This is a genomic window from Streptomyces flavotricini, from assembly GCF_020639365.1.
GTDB classification, from domain to species: Bacteria; Actinomycetota; Actinomycetes; order Streptomycetales; family Streptomycetaceae; genus Streptomyces; species Streptomyces flavotricini.
Genome location: NZ_JAINUL010000001.1, coordinates 1,453,089 through 1,469,878, shown reverse-complemented (window position 1 = coordinate 1,469,878; position 16,790 = coordinate 1,453,089). Strand labels below are relative to the sequence as shown.

Below are 16,790 nucleotides of genomic sequence, written 5' to 3'. Positions count from 1 at the left end.
AGGCGCGGCTCAAGACGGTCGGCCAGTCCTTGATACAGCTCTGATCCCGGTCCGCCCCGGACGCCAGTGTGATCTGCCTCCCGTGGCCCTTGCTTCTGGGCCGCGAGGTGATCGCCAAGACAGGCTCCCGGGGGTGACGGGCCAGGGATCTGGACGGGTCCGGGTACAAGGGGAGCCGGTGTCAGTATGCGCCGAAGGACCAGAAGACCCCGACCTCTTCGTCGGACACGGCGATGAGGCCCAGTTCTTCGAACAGGTCGAGGCCGTTGATGTACTCGCCTGTGATGAACCCGTGGACCCTCGTCCCTCGGAGGCCGGCCTGGACGAAGTCCCGGGCGGGGTCCGAAGCCGCCTCCTGGGCATTGGTCCAGAACCGGGCGTCCGGGCCGTAGCGGTCCAGCAGGACCCGTGCGTCGGCCAGCAGGGCATCGCGCTCCGGCCGGTTCCGGACGGGCCGGCCTTCGTTCCACTCCTCCGCCATGACGGCGAGCGCGGTGATGGCCCCCGCCGGCTCCAGCTCGTGCAGGCGGTCCCGGAACTCGGCGGCGGGCGGCGGCTCGAAGGGGTACGTCGGCACGGCGTAGCGGGCATTGTTGGTGCGGTCGCCGTCGATCCGCAGCCAACCGCGCGGGTCCGGGACCTCACGGTGCATCAGGGCGAGCACGTCCACGGCCCAGTCCTCATGCCGGCGCGGGCCGGTGGCAAGGAAGACGTACGGGTCTTCCAGCAGGCGCAGGGCCGCCGCGTTCCAGGGGCTGCGCCGCCGCCGCACCTCCATGAGGGTGCTGCCGATGCTGCGGGCGAACACGTCGGCCGGCGAGCGCGGAATGCCGGCCAGCTCTCCGTACCCCCACCGCAGGAGTTCCGTGGCCGCACCGTCCGAAGCGGCCCCGCTCAGCTCGCGCGGTACCTCGGGGACGACGGCCCGGTTTCCCCGCTGGAGTTCGACGGCTGCCCGCCACAGGTCTTCCAGATGGGCGTCGAGGAGGTCGAGGGCGATGCGGTCGTCGTCTGCCGTGCTCACGGGCCAATCCTAGGCCCGGCTCCGGATCTTGCTCCTTGGCGGTGGCTGGGGTGCGGCGACGGCTGGCCGACTTCCGGGGAGAGGTACTCGCCCACGTGTGCCCTGTAGCTCGCGGCGCGCCGGCCGGCTGCGGCGCGCCACCGTGACCGGGCTGCCCGCACGTCGCGTCCGTAGCGCTCCCGTGTCGCACCGGCGAAGCGTTGCGCGAGACCGTCGATGCGGGGATCGTCGGCGTCGAGGTCGTACGCGTGGTCCTAGCCGAGGTAGAGCTGCCGCAGCGCCGGGTCGGCCGTGGTCTCGGCCTGGTCGCGGAAGAGGGTGAACGCGCGGTCCGGGTGGGTGGCGAACACGAGGATCCACGGATCGCGCTGCAGGTCCACCCACCGAGGCGTGAATCCCCGGCGAGCCAGACGCTCGATTTGGGCTCCGGCCTCGGCGGGGAGGGCACACGAGACCGCTCTGGACCGGCTGGCCGACGTGTCCGACGCGGCGGCGACCTCGGGGAGCTCAGCGAGCTGTTGGATGAGGGATGCAGGTGGGGCGGACCTGTCGGAGGGCCGCCCCACGGGTCGGGCGGATGACTAGCAGTTGGGCTTGCTGCCGTGGTTGGAGCCCTTCTTGCGGCGGGCCCTCTTCTTGCGTGCGCGCTTGGACATGTCCGTGGATCCCTTCAGGCGGTGTGGCCGACGAGGAGGTCGGCGAGCTTGTTGAGGCGCTTGACGGTGCGGTCCTCGGTGGCGGCGGGGGCCGGGGCGACGCGCTCGGAGCGGTCGTAGTAGGCGCCGTTGACGATCTCGGTGGCCGGGTCGCAGAGCCGTGCGACGTGCTGGGCACCTTCGGTGGCGGGCGCGCCCTCGTGGCCGTACAGCGGCAGAAGACCGGTCTCGCAGACGCCGGGGTTGACGGAGACGGCGGTGACGCGCGGGTCGGCGGCGAAGACGGTCAGCGCGAGCTGAGACTGGGCGTACGCGGCGAGGCGCGAGTAACGCCGCACGCGCTGCGGGTCGTTCCACTGGATGGCACCCGTGCGGTGGAGCGCGGAGGAGACGTTGACGACGCGTCCGCCGGGGTCGCTGGTGAGGGCGGGCTCCAGGAGGTTGGTGAGGAGGTAGTGGGCCAGGAAGTTGACCTGGAAGGAGATCTCGTTCCCGTCGGCGGTGAGCGTGTGGCGCTCGGGTGCGGCGATGGCCGCGTTGTTGACCAGTACGTCCAGGCGCGGGTGCTCCCGTACGACGGCGTGGGCGAGGTTCTCGACCTCCTCCAGGCGAACGAAGTCGGCGGCGAGCGCCCGGAGACGGGCGCCGTCCACCCCGGCGGTGGCAACGAGCCGGTCGGCGGCGGCCTGGGCCTCCTCGGGCGTACGACCGTGGAGGAGGACGGTGGCGCCGCGCTCGGCGAGCCGGCGGGCGGTCTCGTAGCCGATGCCGGAGGTGGCTCCGGTGACGAGGACGGTACGTCCGGACAGGGATGAAGGCATGTGGGATTCCTGGAAGCAGGCATGGCCGAAGTGCCCGGCGCCCCAGCGAGAGGCTGGTGCGTGGGCTCGGTCCATGCGGTGAAGGTGAGGATGCGTACGCGGCCTCGGTCAGCACCCTTCAAGGGGCTGATGGCAGGTACGGGGAGTACGCGCGGCCGACGTCAGAGGGCCGGGCGGACAGCGGGCGCCGTCGGCTGCACCGATGCGACACCGGCACGGCTCCACCATGACGGTGGCCGATCGTCGTAGCGCGGACCGCTGTTCATGGCGCAATCCCAGCGCATCGGGGACCCGGAGGCAAGCGCACGAAGGCTTCTTGACGGCCTTCTGACGACCTCTCGTCAGAGCCGCATCAAAGATCGACTTCCGTGCGGAAGGAACCCGTCAAGGAGTACTGCCAGGGCCATCCGCCCGGAGCAGACTGGTGTTGCGACGGAGCCGGACGACGGACCGGCGGCACGCGGCCGGCTGGCGGTGACCTGAACACCGCCCGAGGGCGCATGGTCCCACCGTGGGGGTACGGACCGATGCGACCGCGTGTCGGTCACCCGTCGCACAACACATGAGCCGTCCGGCTCTCCGGCGTGTGGATACCGGGGCCGGACGGCTCGCGTGTTCCTGTCGTCAGCCCGTACTCGGGGAGTCGCCCTGCCGGTCGCCTCGTCGTCAGGTGACCGCAGACGTCGGGAGCTCCGGCGATACCGGAGGGACGTCCCCTGCTATGGGGAGGGTGATGACCATGGTGAGGCCGCCGCCCGGGGTGTCCTCGGCGGTGAGGGTGCCGCCGATGGCCTCGGTGAAGCCGCGGGCCACAGCCAGGCCGAGGCCGACGCCGGCGCCGCGCGGGGCGTCGCCGTGGCGCTGGAAGGGTTCGAAGATCCGGTTCTTGGCCTCGTCCGGGACGCCGGGCCCGCGGTCGACGACGCGCAGCTCGACCCGGCTGGCGAGCGCGCTGGCGGAGACGTGGACGGGTTGGCCGTCGGAGCTGTACTTGACGGCGTTCTCGACGATGTTGGCGACGGCCCGCTCCAGGAGCCCGCGGTCGACGGCCACCATCGGCAGGGTCTCGGGGATGTCGAGCGCGACGCTGTCCTCGGGTACCCCGCCCAGGGCCATGGGGACGACCTCGTCGAGATCCGTTTCGCGGATCAGCGGGACGACGGTGCCGGTGTTGAGGCGGGACATGTCGAGGAGGTTGCCGATCAGGGCGGCGAGGCGGTCGGCTCCGTCCTCGATGCCTTCGAGGAGTTCGGCCTTGTCGTCCTCGGACCATTCGACGTCGTCGGAGCGCAGGGAGGTGACGGAGGCCTTGATGCCGGCGAGCGGGGTACGCAGGTCGTGGCTGACGGCGGCGAGGAGCGCGGTGCGGATGCGGTTGGCCTCGGCGAGTTCACGAGACTTCTCGGCCTCGTCGACGAGGCGCTGGCGGTCGAGTACGACGGCGGCCTGGGCGGCGAAGGCGCCCAGGACGCGGCGGTCCTCGGCGGGCAGGACCCGGCCCGTGAGGGCGAGGGCCATGTTGTCGCCTATGGGGAGGTCGACATCCGCGTCCTCGGGTCGGCCGACGGGACTGGTGCCGACGGACGCCGCCGTCGTCCAGGGGTCCACCTCGCTGCTGCGCTCCAGGAGGACGACCGACTGCATCGCGAAGGTCTCGCGGAGCCGTTCGAGGAGCGCGTCGAGGGAGTTCTCACCGCGCAGGACGCTGCCGGCGAGGAAGGAGAGGATCTCGGATTCGGCGCGCAGCCGGGCGGCCTGGTGCGTACGCCGGGCGGCCAGGTCCACTACCGAGGCAACCGACACCGCGACACCGACGAAGATCGCGATGGCGACGATGTTCCTCGGGTCGGAGATCGTGAACTCGTGCAGTGGCGGCGTGAAGTAGTAGTTCAGCAGGAGGGACCCGAACGCCGCCGAGGCGAGCGCGGGGAGCAGGCCGCCGAGCAGGGCCGCCGCCACCGTGAACGTGAGGAAGAGCAGCATGTCGTTCGCGAGCCCGAGCTCGGGGACGAGCTGGCTGAGCAGCACGGTGAGCAGGGCGGGGCCGGCGATGCCGGTGAGCCAGCCCCAGATGATGCGCGAGCGGCCGAGCCGCGCGCCGCGTGCGACGGGCAGGCTGCGGCGGCCCTTGGCGGCCTCGTCGTGGGTGACGATGTGGACGTCGAGGTCCGGGCCCGATTCGCGGGCGACGGTGGCGCTGACACCTGGGCTGAATGCGTACTGCCAGGAGCGCCGTCGGCTGACGCCCAGCACGATCTGGGTGGCGTTGCACCCGCGGGCGAACTCCAGCAGCGCGTCGGGGATGCTGTCGCCTATGACGTGGTGGAAGGTGCCGCCGAGGTCCTCGACCAGGGTGCGCTGGACGGCCAGTTCCTTGGGGGAGGCGGAGGTGAGCCCGTCGCTGGCGGCGATGTAGACGGCGAGGACCTCGCCGCCCGCGCCCTTCTCGGCGAGCCGGGCGGCGCGCCGGATGAGCGTACGTCCCTCGGGGCCGCCGGTCAGACCGACGACGATGCGTTCGCGGGCCTGCCAGGTGGAGCGGATGTTGTGCTCGCCCCGGTACTCCTGGAGGTACTCGTCGACCCGGTCGGCCACCCAGAGCAGCGCCAGCTCGCGCAGCGCGGTCAGGTTCCCGGGGCGGAAGTAGTTGGAGAGGGCGGCGTCGACCTTGTCGGGCTTGTAGACGTTGCCGTGCGCCATGCGTCGGCGCAGCGCCTGCGGGGACATGTCGACGAGCTCGATCTGGTCGGCGCGGCGCGCGACCTCGTCCGGGACCGTCTCCCGCTGGCGGACGCCGGTGATCGTCTCGACCACGTCACCCAGTGATTCGAGATGCTGGATGTTGACGGTCGAGACGACGTCGATGCCGGCCTGGAGCAGCTCCTCGACGTCCTGCCACCGCTTGGCGTTGCGCGAGCCCGGGACGTTCGTGTGCGCGAGCTCGTCCACGAGAGCCACGGCGGGGCGGCGGGCGAGGATCGCGTCGACGTCCATCTCGGTGAACGTGGAGCCGCGGTACTCGATCTCGCGCCGCTCGACGAGCTCGAGGCCGTGCAGCATGACCTCGGTCCGCGGGCGGCTGTGGTGCTCGACGAAGCCCACGACGCAGTCGGTGCCCCGCTCGACGCGGCGGTGGGCCTCGGACAGCATCGCGTACGTCTTGCCGACGCCCGGTGCCGCGCCGAGGTAGATGCGGAGCTTGCCGCGTCCCATGTTCAGACTCTTCTTCTCTGGTGACGATCGCGTGGGTGATCAGGGTTCGAAGCGGTAGCCCATGCCCGGTTCGGTGATCAGGTACCGGGGGTGCGAGGGGTCCGCTTCCAGCTTGCGCCGTAGCTGAGCCATGTATACGCGCAGGTAGTTGGTGTTCTCCCCATAACTCGGGCCCCAGACTTCCAGCAGGAGCCTGCTCTGGGTGATCAGCCGGCCCGGGTGGGTGATGAGGATTTCCAGCAGGTGCCACTCGGTCGGGGTCAGCCGCACCGTGCGTTCGCCCCGGTGGACCTTCTTCGCGATCAGGTCGACGGTGAACTCGCCGGTCGTCACGACGGCGACCTTGTCGGCCTGGGATGGGGTGGTCGGCTCCTGCCTGCGGGCGGCGGCCCGCAGGCGGGCCAGGAGCTCGTCCATGCTGAACGGTTTCGTCACGTAGTCGTCCGCGCCGGCGTCCAGTGCTCGGATCTTGTCCTCCGAGGTGTGACGCGCGGAGAGGACCAGGATGGGGACCCGGCTCCAGCCGCGAACGCTCTTGATGACGTCGATGCCGTCCATGTCCGGGAGGCCGAGGTCCAGCACTATGACGTCCGGCGTGCGGGCGGCCGCGAGCCGCAGGGCCGAGCCCCCGTCGGAAGCCTCCTCGACGTCGAACTTGCGCGCCTGGAGATTGATCTTCAGTGCGCGGACGAGCTGAGGGTCGTCCTCCACCACCAGCACCCGGGTCATCGGTGTGCAGCCTTTCCTTCGTTGCGGGGACGGTAAGGGGCCGGCGGGACGCTGGGGCCCTCCCAGCGTCAGCTGGGGGAGTTCCGCGCCCCGCCGGCCCCCGGTCCGTGCGCTGTGGAACATCAGCTCTTGGTCAGTGCCTTGAGGGCGGTGTTCAGCTCCAGGACGTTGACGCGGGGCTCGCCCATGAAGCCGAGGGTCCGGCCGGTGGTGTGGTCGGCGACGAGCTTCTCGACCTGCTTGACGTCGAGGTGGTTCTGCTCGGCGACCCGGTGGATCTGGATCTCGGCGTAGGCGGGGGAGATGTCCGGGTCGAGGCCGGAGCCGGAGGAGGTGACGGCGTCGGCCGGCACCTCGGAGGGCTTGACCTTGTACGTCGCCGTGGAGTTGTCCGCGATGACGGCTGCCTTGGCGTCGGTGACCAGCTTGACCAGGTCCGGGTTGTCGGCGGCCTTGTTGGTGGCGCCGGAGAGGATCAGGGAGTACTGGGTGTTGACGCTGTTGGAGCCGAGGCCGTTGGAGGGGCGGGGCTGGAACCACTTCAGGTCCGGCTTGGCGGCCTCTTCCGGGTCGTCGGGGTTCTGCTTCGGGAGGTTGTAGGTCTGGCCGATGAGGGAAGAGCCGACGACCTGCCCGCTCTCGTCCTTGGTCTCCGAGCCGTTGGCCTTGTCGCCGAAGGCGACCTGGGCGATGCCGGTGACGGCCAGCGGGTACAGGACGCCGCAGACAAGCGTCAGAACCAGCAGTGCGCGCAGGCCGGCCCACAGCAGACGAGCGGTGTTTCCTACGGAGTTGTTCATGGCTCAGCCGATTCCGGGGATGAGGGTGATGAGCATGTCGATGATCTTGATTCCGATGAACGGGGCGATCAGACCGCCCACGCCGTACAGACCCAGGTTGCGGCGGAGCATCTTGTCGGCGCTGGTCGGCTTGTACTGCACGCCCTTGAGGGCGAGCGGGACCAGCGCGATGATGATCAGCGCGTTGAAGATGACCGCGGACAGGATCGCCGACTCGGGCGAGGACAGGCCCATGATGTTGAGCTTGTCCAGGCCGGGGTAGACCACGGCGAACATGGCGGGGATGATCGCGAAGTACTTGGCGACGTCGTTGGCGATGGAGAACGTCGTCAGGGCACCGCGCGTGATCAGGAGTTGCTTGCCGATCTCGACGATCTCGATGAGCTTGGTGGGGTTGGAGTCCAGGTCCACCATGTTCCCGGCCTCCTTGGCGGCCGAGGTGCCCGTGTTCATCGCCACGCCGACGTCCGCCTGGGCGAGGGCGGGGGCGTCGTTCGTGCCGTCACCCGTCATCGCGACCAGCTTGCCGCCGGCCTGCTCCCGCTTGATGAGGGCCATCTTGTCCTCGGGGGTGGCCTCGGCGAGGAAGTCGTCGACGCCCGCTTCCTCGGCGATCGCCTTGGCCGTCAACGGGTTGTCACCCGTGATCATGACGGTCTTGATGCCCATGCGGCGCAGTTCGTCGAACCGCTCGCGCATGCCCTCCTTGACGACGTCCTTGAGGTGGATGACACCGAGGACCCGGGCGCCCTTCTCGTCGTCGACGGCCACGAGCAGTGGTGTGCCGCCGGCCTCGGAGATGTTGTTCGCGAGGAGGTCGGCGTCGTCGGAGACCTGGCCGCCCTGCTCCTTGACCCAGGTGATGACCGAACCGGCGGCGCCCTTGCGGGTCTTCTTGCCATCCACGTCCACACCCGACATGCGGGTCTGGGCGGTGAAGGCGATCCACTCGGCGTTCGACAGCTCGCCCTGGTGCCGCTCGCGCAGCCCGTACTTCTCCTTCGCGAGGACGACGATGGAACGGCCCTCGGGGGTCTCGTCCGCGAGGGACGACAGCTGGGCGGCATCGGCCAGTTCGGCTTCCGTCGTGCCCTTGACGGGGACGAACTCGGAGGCCTGGCGGTTGCCGAGGGTGATGGTGCCCGTCTTGTCGAGCAGCAGGGTCGACACGTCACCGGCGGCTTCCACGGCACGACCGCTCATCGCGAGGACGTTGCGCTGGACGAGCCGGTCCATGCCGGCGATGCCGATCGCGGAGAGCAGCGCGCCGATGGTGGTCGGGATCAGGCAGACCAGCAGCGCGGTCAGCACGATCATCGACTGTTCGGCGCCCGCGTAGATCGCGAAGGGCTGCAGGGTGACCACGGCCAGCAGGAAGACGATGGTGAGGGACGCGAGCAGGATGTTCAGCGCGATCTCGTTGGGCGTCTTCTGCCGGGCCGCGCCCTCGACGAGCGCGATCATGCGGTCGATGAAGGTCTCACCGGGCTTCGTCGTGATCTTCACGACGATCCGGTCCGAGAGGACCTTCGTGCCGCCGGTGACGGCCGAGCGGTCGCCGCCGGACTCGCGGATGACGGGTGCGGACTCGCCCGTGATGGCGGACTCGTCGACCGATGCGACGCCCTCGACGACGTCACCGTCGCCGGGGATGATGTCGCCCGCCTCGCAGACGACGAGGTCGCCGATGCGCAGGTCGGTGCCCGGAACCTGCTCCTCGCCGAGGCCGTCCCGGGTCAGGCGGCGGGCGACGGAGTCGGTCTTGGCCTTGCGCAGGGTGTCGGCCTGGGCCTTGCCGCGGCCCTCGGCCACCGCCTCCGCGAGGTTCGCGAAGATCGTGGTCAGCCACAGCCAGGCGGTGATCGCCCAGCCGAACCAGTCCGTCGGGTCCTTGATGGCCAGGACGGTGGTGACCACCGAGCCGATCAGGACCACGAACATGACCGGGGACTTGATCATGACGCGGGGGTCGAGCTTGCGGACGGCGTCCGGGAAGGACTTCAGCAGCTGCTTGGGATCGAACAGGCCGCCGCCCACGCGTCCGGCGCCCGGCTTGTGGCCGGTGGGCACGTCCTGGTGCGGAGCCCTGGTGGGAGTGGCGGTGCTCATGATGCGAGCCCTTCGGCGAGCGGACCCAGCGCCAGGGCCGGGAAGTAGGTCAGACCGGTGATGATGAGGATCGTGCCGACGAGCAGGCCGGTGTAGAGCGGCTTGTCCGTACGGAGCGTGCCTGCCGTCTCCGGCACGGGCTTCTGCTCGGCGAGCGAGCCGGCCAGCGCGAGGACGAACACCATCGGCAGGAAACGGCCCAGCAGCATCGCGAGGCCGATGGTGCTGTTGAACCACTGCGTGTCGGCGTTCAGGCCCGCGAAGGCGGAGCCGTTGTTGTTCGCGCCCGAGGTGTAGGCGTAGAGGATCTCCGAGAAGCCGTGCGCACCGGGGTTCGCCATCGAGTTGCCGGGCGTGGGGAGCGCCATGGCGGCGGCGGTGAAGCAGAGCACGAGCGCAGGGGTGATGAGGATGTAGCAGGCCGCGAGCTTGATCTGGCGGGTGCCGATCTTCTTGCCGAGGTACTCGGGGGTCCGCCCGACCATCAGGCCGGCGATGAACACGGCGATGATCGCCATGATCAGCATGCCGTAGAGGCCGGAGCCGACGCCGCCGGGTGCGATCTCGCCGAGCTGCATGCCCAGCAGCTGGATGCCGCCGCCGAGACCTGTGAAGGAGGAGTGGAAGGAGTTGACCGCGCCGGTCGAGGTGAGCGTGGTCGCGACGGAGAAGATCGCGGAGGCGCCGATCCCGAAGCGGGTCTCCTTGCCTTCCATCGCGCCGCCCGCGACCTCGAAGGCCGGGCCGTGGTGGGCGAATTCGGTCCACATCATCAGCGCGGTGAAGGCGAGCCAGATGGTCGCCATCGTGGCGAGGATCGCGTAGCCCTGGCGCAGGCTTCCGACCATGCGGCCGAAGGTCCGGGTCAGCGCGAACGGGATCACCAGGATCAGGAAGATCTCGAACAGGTTCGAGAAGGGGCTCGGGTTCTCGAAGGGGTGGGCCGAGTTGGCGTTGAAGTAGCCGCCTCCGTTGGTACCCAGCTCCTTGATGACCTCCTGGGAGGCGACCGCCCCGCCGTTCCACTGCCGGCTGCCGCCCATGAACTGGCCGACCTCGTGGATCCCGGCGAAGTTCTGGATCGCGCCACACGCGACGAGGATGACCGCGCCGATCACCGAGATGGGCAGCAGGATGCGGAAGACACCGCGGACCAGGTCGGACCAGAAGTTGCCGAGCTCACCGGTGCGCGAGCGCGCGAAGCCCCGTACGAGGGCCACCGCCACGGCCATCCCGACCGCCGCGGAGACGAAGTTCTGCACCGCCAGGCCGCCGGTCTGCACGACGTGGCCCATGGCCTGCTCGCCGGCGTACGACTGCCAGTTCGTGTTCGCCACGAACGAGGCGGCGGTGTTGAACGCCTGGTCCGGGTCGATCGCGGAGAAGCCCAGCGAGCCGGGCAGGATGCCCTGGGCCCGCTGCAGGGCGTAGAGGAAGAGGACGCTCACCGCGGAGAAGGCCAGGACGCCGCGCAGGTACGCGGGCCAGCGCATCTCGGCCGACGGGTTGGCGCCGATGGCCTTGTAGATCCACTTCTCCGGACGGTAGTGCCTCTCGGAGGAGTAGACCTTGGCCATGTAGTCGCCCAGCGGGCGGTAGGCCAGCGCCAGCGCGGCGACGAGCGCGAGCAGCTGGAGCACACCAGCGAAAACGGGACTCATCGGTGGCTAGAACCTCTCCGGGTACACGAGGGCGAGGACGAGGTATCCGAGCAGGGAGACGGCCACGACGAGGCCGACGATGTTTTCGGCGTTCACAGCTTGGTCACCCCCCGGGCGATGAGAGCCACCAGCGCGAAGACCGCGACCGTGGTGACGACGAAGGCCAGATCGGCCACCGTGAGCTCCTGGATGAAGAGGGAAGAAATGAATCGGCCAGATGGCCGATGACGAGATAACCGCGTCTTCGGCCCGGCGTTAAGACGCCTTGACGGGGTCCATACGGACGCGCGGGAACTCTTAACGCCGCCCTTACGCGAAGCGCCGGAGAAAGCCTGGTCAGCCCTGGTGGGACAGGCCGGCCGTGTCCAGGGCGGAGCCGGCCTGGGCGGCCAGTGCGACGGCCACCAGGCGGTCCTGTTCCGGGGGGAGCGGGCCGGGGAGGGGGTCCAGCAGGAAGCGGCCGTAGTAGTGCCCGCCGCCGACGACGCGCAGCTCGGTCTCGCCGTCCGGCCAGCCGGCGTACTCCGTCACCCGCCCCGGGCGGTGCAGCCACAGGCCGCCGTCGTGCTGGAGGCGCGGCAGATTTCCCGTCAGGGTGCCGTATTCGAAGCGGCAGCCGCGCAACCCCAGCAGGCCGACGAGTTCCCGGCGCACGTACTCGACCACGGCCTCCGGCGAGCGGCCGTCCTCGGTCAGCCGGGCGGTTCCCCGGAGGCTCGACAGATGGGCCGCGTCAGTGATCACGGTCCTCCGGAGCCGCCGTGCGCGTACCGCCAGCTGTGAGACGACCAGGCCGACGACGAGCAGCAGGACCGCCGTCCCGATGTCGTCGCGGCCGGCGATCAAGAACCGTTGATAGGGCTCGGTCAGGAAGAAGTCGAACCAGGCGCCCGCCGACAGCGCGGCGAGGGCCCCGGCCACCCGGGTGCCGAGCGCGGCCACCGCGACCACGGCGACGACCAGGACCAGAGCCGCGTTCGTCGCCGAAAGATCAGTGCGGAAGGGTACGAGCGCGAGCGCCACGAGCAAGGGGACCACGAGGGCCGCGAGCAGGGCGGCCGTGTCGTGAAGTCGATACCCGGACATGTGATGCCTCCTGTCCGGACACGAGGGGTTCGAATGTCAGAACTTCTCGGGCCTGATCAGTGCGACCACGAGATAGCCGAGCAGAGCGAGGGCGATGACCAGCCCGACCACGTTCTCCGCATCCATCTGGACCTTCTCCCTTTCACGGCGGCAGGCGGGGCAGCCGCCTGTAAGAACACTGCCCCCTGCCGGAGGGACAGCCACACACCGCGGCCAGGTCTTGACGCACCTCATACGCCTGCCCCGCCTCGGCATCAAAGGCGCGTGAATACGGGAGAAGCGGCCGTATGGATGACGCCAAGAACACTGGTGAGCAAGCCACGGCATTCCGACGCTGTCCTCACTTTGTCCAACGGAGGAACAGCGAAAGATGTCCATAGACATGGGAAAGCCGAGCACGGCAGGACAGGCCCCGGGCACGGAGGAGCCCCCTGATACCGGCGTACGGGCGCCCGTGGCAGGCGACCGCCACAGGCTGACCGCCCTCCAGGGACTGGCCGCGCTGTCGCTGGACGCGATGGCGTCCGTGGCGTACGGGCCGGAGTCGATCGTGCTCGTCCTGGCCGCGGCCGGTGCGTACGGCATGGGCTTCACCCTCCCCGTCACCTTGGCGATCGCCGCACTGCTGGCGGTGCTGGTGGCCTCGTACCGGCAGGTCATCGCCGCGTTCCCGGACGGCGGCGGCTCGTACGCCGTGGCCAAGCGGCACCTCGGTCGGCGTACGAGTCTGGTGGCCGCCGCCTCGCTGATCCTGGACTACGTGCTGAACGTCGCCGTGTCCGTCACGGCCGGCGTGGCTGCCCTGACCTCGGCGTTCCCCGAGCTGTACGGGGAGCGGGTGTGGATCTGCCTGGGCGTCCTGGTGCTGGTCACCGCGGTGAATCTGCGGGGGGTCGTGGAATCCGCCAAGGCGTTCCTCGTGCCCACCGCCGTCTTCGTCGGGTCGATCCTCGCGATGGTCGTCGTCGGCCTCTTCCGCGACGGTCCCGTCAGCTACGCCTCCGCCGCCGGGCACGCCTCCGCGCTCGGCGAGGGTGCCACCGCCGTTGGTGCGCTCCTGCTGTTGAAGGCCTTCGCCGCCGGCTGTTCCGCGCTGACGGGAGTCGAGGCCGTCGCCAACGCCGTGCCGTCGTTCCGGGCGCCGGCCGCCCGCCGCGCCCAGCGCACCGAGGTCGCGCTCGGCGCCCTGCTCGGTGTGATGCTGATCGGCTTGTCGATCCTGATCGGGCGCTTCCACCTCCAGCCCGTCGAGGGCGTGACCGTGCTCGCCCAGCTCGCGGACGCCTCCTTCGGGCACAACGCCGCCTTCTACGTGGTCCAGTTCGCCACGATGGTGCTGCTCGCGCTGGCAGCGAACACCTCCTTCGGTGGTCTGCCGGTGCTGATGAGCCTGCTGGCCCGCGACAACCACCTGCCGCACGTCTTCGCGCTCAAGGCCGACCGCCAGGTCCACCGCCACGGCGTGGTCTGGCTGGCCCTCGTCTCCGCCCTGCTGCTCGTCTTCTCCGGCGGCGACACCAACACCCTCGTCCCGCTCTTCGCGATCGGCGTCTTCATCGGCTTCACCATCTGCCAGGTCGGCATGGTCCGGCACTGGTACGGCGAGCGGCCGCGGGGATGGCAGGCGAAGGCGGCGCTCAACGGTTTCGGTGCCCTGCTGACCGGGGTCTCGGCCGTCGTCGTCACCGCCACCAAGTCGACCGAGGGCGCCTGGCTGATCGTCGTCGCGTTGCCGCTGCTCGTTCTCGGCTTCGAGAAGATCCACCGCGCATACACCGAGATCGGCGAGCGTCTGGAGCTCGGCCGGATTCCCCAGGCTCCGCATCGTTCCCGCTCCGTGGTCGTGGTTCCCGTCTCCGGTCTGTCCCGCCTGACCGGCCAGGCCCTCAACGCGGCCAGCTCACTCGGCGATGACGTTCTCGCCGTGACCGTCACCCACCCGGCCCCCGAGGACCACCAGACCACTGAAGCCCTCAAGCGGGACTGGGAGTTGTGGAAGCCCGGCGTCGAACTGATCGAGCTCTCCTCGGAAACCCGATCGCTCGGCCGCCCCCTGGCGGCATACGTGCGAAAGCTGGCCCAGGCCCATCCGGACGCACAGGTGACCGTCCTGATCCCGGAGACCGAACCGGCCCACCTGTGGCAGCGGCTGCTCCAGAACCAGCGCGGCTCCGTCGTCGCCCACGCGGTCCGCCGCGACACCGACGCCGTGATCTGCCGGCTGCGCTTCCGCATCACGGCAGACACGCGCTGACGTGCGTTGACGCACCTCTGACGGCGGCTTGACACGTCTCGTGCGCCGCCGTCAAAAAGGTGCCAATTCCCGTACCCACAAGCGTATTTCCGATGGAACAGGCAGTAGTTTCCTGCCTGTTGCGCCGCCGGTGACCTCGCATACTCACATGACGGCCGAGGGGGTCCATGGGGGACGGTCCCCGGCGGCGACACCCTCTTCCGCACCCTGGCCGCGAGCTGCCGGGGCTGCCACGCCTCGAACCCATCCAGAAGGTCGCTTCATGCCTCCCGCCGCCGCGCAGCACGTTCCTCCGGGTCTCGGGACACCTCCGCGGACTCCGACCAACCGACCGTCCCGAAAACGCTCCGGCCAGGTGAACGTCGTGGACCCTGAGCTCCTCGCCGCCTCCGCACGGGAGGCCGTCGGAAAGCTCCACCCGCGCGAACTGGTCAAGAAGCCGGTGCTGTTCGTCGTCGCCGTCGGATCAGTGCTGACCACGCTCTCGGCGCTCATCCACCCGTCCGTCTTCACCTGGGTGATCAGCGTCTGGCTCTGGCTGACGGTCCTGTTCGCCAACCTCGCCGAGGCCGTTGCCGAAGGCCGGGGCCGGGCTCAGGCGGAGTCGCTGCGCAAGGCGCGTACGGACACCGTCGCGGTACGGCTGAACCACTGGACGTACGGGGCGAACCTGAACCGGGCCGAGACCGAGGTGGTCACGCCGGCCGAGCTCCAGCCCTTCGACTTCGTGCTCGTCGAGGCCGGCGAGCTGATCCCGGCCGACGGCGACGTGGTCGACGGGGCCGCGATGGTGGACGAGTCGGCCGTCACCGGCGAATCGGCACCCGTCCTGCGGGAATCGGGCGGCGACCGCTCCGGGGTCACCGGCGGTACGACCGTGCTGTCCGACACGATCGTCGTACGGGTCACCTCGCGCCCGGGTAACAGCTTCATCGACCGCATGATCGCGCTGGTCGAGGGCGCCACCCGGCAGAAGACCCCGAACGAGATCGCGCTCAACATCTTGCTGGCCGCACTCACCGTCATCTTCGTCCTGGTGGTCGTCGCCATCCAGCCGATGGCCGCCTACGCGCACGCCGCACAGTCCACGACCGTCCTGGTCGCCCTCCTCGTCACCCTCATCCCCACCACGATCGGCGCCCTCCTGTCGGCGATCGGCATCGCGGGCATGGACCGGCTCGTCCAGCGGAACGTCATCGCGATGAGCGGGCGCGCCGTCGAGGCGGCCGGAGACGTGAACACCCTGCTCCTCGACAAGACCGGCACCATCACCCTCGGCAACCGTGAGGCCGCAGCCTTCGTCCCCCTGCCCGGTGCGGATCACATCAAGCTGGCGGACGCCGCCCAGCTGTCCTCGCTCGCCGACGAGACGCCCGAGGGCCGCTCCGTCGTCGCCCTCGCCCAGCAGTACGGACTCCAGCCGGCCGCCGCGGAGGACCTCAGCAACCCCCGCTTCACCGAGTTCAGCGCCCGGACCCGGATGAGCGGCGTGAATCTGAGCTGGGACAACGGCGCCGGCTGCGCCATCCGCAAGGGCGCGGTGACGCAGGTCTGCGACTGGGTGGTGGCGCGCGGGGGGACCGTACCGCCGGAAGCGGCAGCTTGGTCGGCCACCGTGTCCGAGTCCGGGGGCACGCCCCTGCTGGTTGCGGTCCACGACTGGGACGGCCCGAGAGTGTTGGGGATCATCCACCTCAAGGACGTGGTCAAGGAGGGGATCCGGGAGCGCTTCGCGGAGCTGCGCAGCATGGGCATCCGTACGGTCATGGTGACCGGCGACAACGAACTGACGGCCCGCGCCATCGCGCAGGAGGCCGGCGTCGACGAATACCTCGCAGAGGCCACCCCCGAGGACAAGCTCGCCCTCATCAAGCGGGAACAGGCGGGCGGCAAGCTCGTCGCGATGACCGGTGACGGCACCAACGACGCCCCGGCCCTGGCCCAGGCCGACGTGGGCGTGGCGATGAACACGGGCACCTCGGCCGCCAAGGAGGCCGGGAACATGGTGGACCTGGACTCCAACCCCACCAAGCTCATCGACATCGTCGAGATCGGCAAGCAGCTCCTCATCACCCGGGGCGCGCTCACCACGTTCTCGATCACGAACGACGTCGCCAAGTACTTCGCGATCATCCCGGCCATGTTCGCCTCGGCCTACCCGGGACTCGAAGCCCTCAACATCATGGGCCTGAGCAGCCCGACCTCCGCCATCACCTCGGCGATCATCTTCAATGCCCTGATCATCGTCGCCCTCATCCCGCTCGCCCTGCGCGGCGTCCGCTACAAGCCCGCCTCCGCGCACGACCTGCTGCGCCGCAACCTGGGCGTCTACGGGCTCGGAGGCCTGATCCTGCCGTTCGTCGGCATCAAGCTCATCGACCTGCTGGTGTCCACCATCCCCGGCCTCGGCTGAACAGCGTCGGGTCCCCCGCGGGGG

13 protein-coding genes are annotated in these 16,790 nt (G+C 69.8%); 2 read left to right on the top strand and 11 right to left on the bottom strand.

What is annotated here, in order from left to right; all coding sequences use genetic code 11:
* Positions 1 to 181: 181 nt before the first annotated feature.
* From K7B10_RS07010 to kdpF (K7B10_RS06965), 11 genes are all read right to left on the bottom strand, one after another.
* The gene (locus tag K7B10_RS07010; protein ID WP_229335075.1) at positions 182 to 1,024 is read right to left on the bottom strand and encodes a hypothetical protein; all 843 of its coding nucleotides are present in this window, start codon (positions 1,022 to 1,024) and stop codon (positions 182 to 184) included.
* A 254-nt stretch (positions 1,025 to 1,278) separates the two neighbouring features.
* Complete coding sequence (locus K7B10_RS40735) at positions 1,279 to 1,404, bottom strand: hypothetical protein (protein WP_267501347.1); 126 nt, start codon at positions 1,402 to 1,404, stop codon at positions 1,279 to 1,281.
* A 290-nt stretch (positions 1,405 to 1,694) separates the two neighbouring features.
* Entirely contained in the window at positions 1,695 to 2,501 is an 807-nt protein-coding gene (locus tag K7B10_RS07005) for an SDR family NAD(P)-dependent oxidoreductase (RefSeq protein ID WP_229335074.1), read from the bottom strand.
* 666 nt (positions 2,502 to 3,167) lie between these two features.
* The gene (locus tag K7B10_RS07000; RefSeq protein WP_229335073.1) at positions 3,168 to 5,714 is read right to left on the bottom strand and encodes a DUF4118 domain-containing protein; all 2,547 of its coding nucleotides are present in this window, start codon (positions 5,712 to 5,714) and stop codon (positions 3,168 to 3,170) included.
* A 39-nt stretch (positions 5,715 to 5,753) separates the two neighbouring features.
* Positions 5,754 to 6,443 carry a response regulator gene (locus K7B10_RS06995; RefSeq protein WP_229335072.1) on the bottom strand — a complete coding sequence of 230 codons (690 nt, stop codon included), beginning with the start codon at positions 6,441 to 6,443 and terminating at the stop codon, positions 5,754 to 5,756.
* Positions 6,444 to 6,565: 122 nt separating this feature from the next.
* The gene (locus K7B10_RS06990; protein WP_229335071.1) at positions 6,566 to 7,243 is read right to left on the bottom strand and encodes a potassium-transporting ATPase subunit C; all 678 of its coding nucleotides are present in this window, start codon (positions 7,241 to 7,243) and stop codon (positions 6,566 to 6,568) included.
* 3 nt (positions 7,244 to 7,246) lie between these two features.
* Positions 7,247 to 9,352 (bottom strand): potassium-transporting ATPase subunit KdpB, encoded by a 2,106-nt coding sequence (gene kdpB, locus K7B10_RS06985; RefSeq protein WP_229335070.1) that lies wholly within the window; start codon positions 9,350 to 9,352, stop codon positions 7,247 to 7,249.
* Positions 9,349 to 11,013, bottom strand: coding sequence for a potassium-transporting ATPase subunit KdpA (gene kdpA / locus K7B10_RS06980; RefSeq protein ID WP_229335069.1), 1,665 nt, complete (start codon positions 11,011 to 11,013; stop codon positions 9,349 to 9,351). The genes kdpB (K7B10_RS06985) and kdpA overlap by 4 nt, the downstream gene beginning before the upstream one ends.
* A 6-nt stretch (positions 11,014 to 11,019) precedes the next feature.
* Positions 11,020 to 11,109: a K(+)-transporting ATPase subunit F gene (kdpF, locus tag K7B10_RS06975; RefSeq protein ID WP_037789535.1), complete on the bottom strand. Its 90-nt coding sequence runs from the start codon at positions 11,107 to 11,109 to the stop codon at positions 11,020 to 11,022.
* Between the two features lie 240 nt (positions 11,110 to 11,349).
* A complete protein-coding gene (locus tag K7B10_RS06970; RefSeq protein WP_229335068.1) occupies positions 11,350 to 12,099 on the bottom strand; it encodes a DUF4118 domain-containing protein in 750 nt (249 codons plus the stop codon).
* A gap of 36 nt (positions 12,100 to 12,135) precedes the next feature.
* A complete protein-coding gene (gene kdpF / locus K7B10_RS06965; RefSeq protein ID WP_037847856.1) occupies positions 12,136 to 12,225 on the bottom strand; it encodes a K(+)-transporting ATPase subunit F in 90 nt (29 codons plus the stop codon).
* A 244-nt stretch (positions 12,226 to 12,469) separates the two neighbouring features.
* On the opposite strand from kdpF (K7B10_RS06965), the gene K7B10_RS06960 reads away from it, so the two are divergent.
* A complete protein-coding gene (locus tag K7B10_RS06960; protein WP_229335067.1) occupies positions 12,470 to 14,353 on the top strand; it encodes an APC family permease in 1,884 nt (627 codons plus the stop codon).
* Between the two features lie 262 nt (positions 14,354 to 14,615).
* Positions 14,616 to 16,766, top strand: coding sequence for a potassium-transporting ATPase subunit KdpB (kdpB, locus tag K7B10_RS06955; RefSeq protein ID WP_229335066.1), 2,151 nt, complete (start codon positions 14,616 to 14,618; stop codon positions 16,764 to 16,766).
* Positions 16,767 to 16,790 lie beyond the last annotated feature (24 nt).

Coding starts and splice junctions, on each gene's coding strand:
- K7B10_RS07005 (WP_229335074.1), bottom strand. CDS start 2,501: ATGCCTTCATCCCTGTCCGGACGTACCGTCCTCGTCACCGGAGCCACC.
- K7B10_RS07000 (WP_229335073.1), bottom strand. CDS start 5,714: ATGGGACGCGGCAAGCTCCGCATCTACCTCGGCGCGGCACCGGGCGTC.
- K7B10_RS06995 (WP_229335072.1), bottom strand. CDS start 6,443: ATGACCCGGGTGCTGGTGGTGGAGGACGACCCTCAGCTCGTCCGCGCA.
- K7B10_RS06990 (WP_229335071.1), bottom strand. CDS start 7,243: ATGAACAACTCCGTAGGAAACACCGCTCGTCTGCTGTGGGCCGGCCTG.
- kdpB (WP_229335070.1), bottom strand. CDS start 9,352: ATGAGCACCGCCACTCCCACCAGGGCTCCGCACCAGGACGTGCCCACC.
- kdpA (WP_229335069.1), bottom strand. CDS start 11,013: ATGAGTCCCGTTTTCGCTGGTGTGCTCCAGCTGCTCGCGCTCGTCGCC.
- K7B10_RS06970 (WP_229335068.1), bottom strand. CDS start 12,099: ATGTCCGGGTATCGACTTCACGACACGGCCGCCCTGCTCGCGGCCCTC.
- kdpF (WP_037847856.1), bottom strand. CDS start 12,225: ATGGATGCGGAGAACGTGGTCGGGCTGGTCATCGCCCTCGCTCTGCTC.
- K7B10_RS06960 (WP_229335067.1), top strand. CDS start 12,470: ATGTCCATAGACATGGGAAAGCCGAGCACGGCAGGACAGGCCCCGGGC.
- kdpB (WP_229335066.1), top strand. CDS start 14,616: ATGCCTCCCGCCGCCGCGCAGCACGTTCCTCCGGGTCTCGGGACACCT.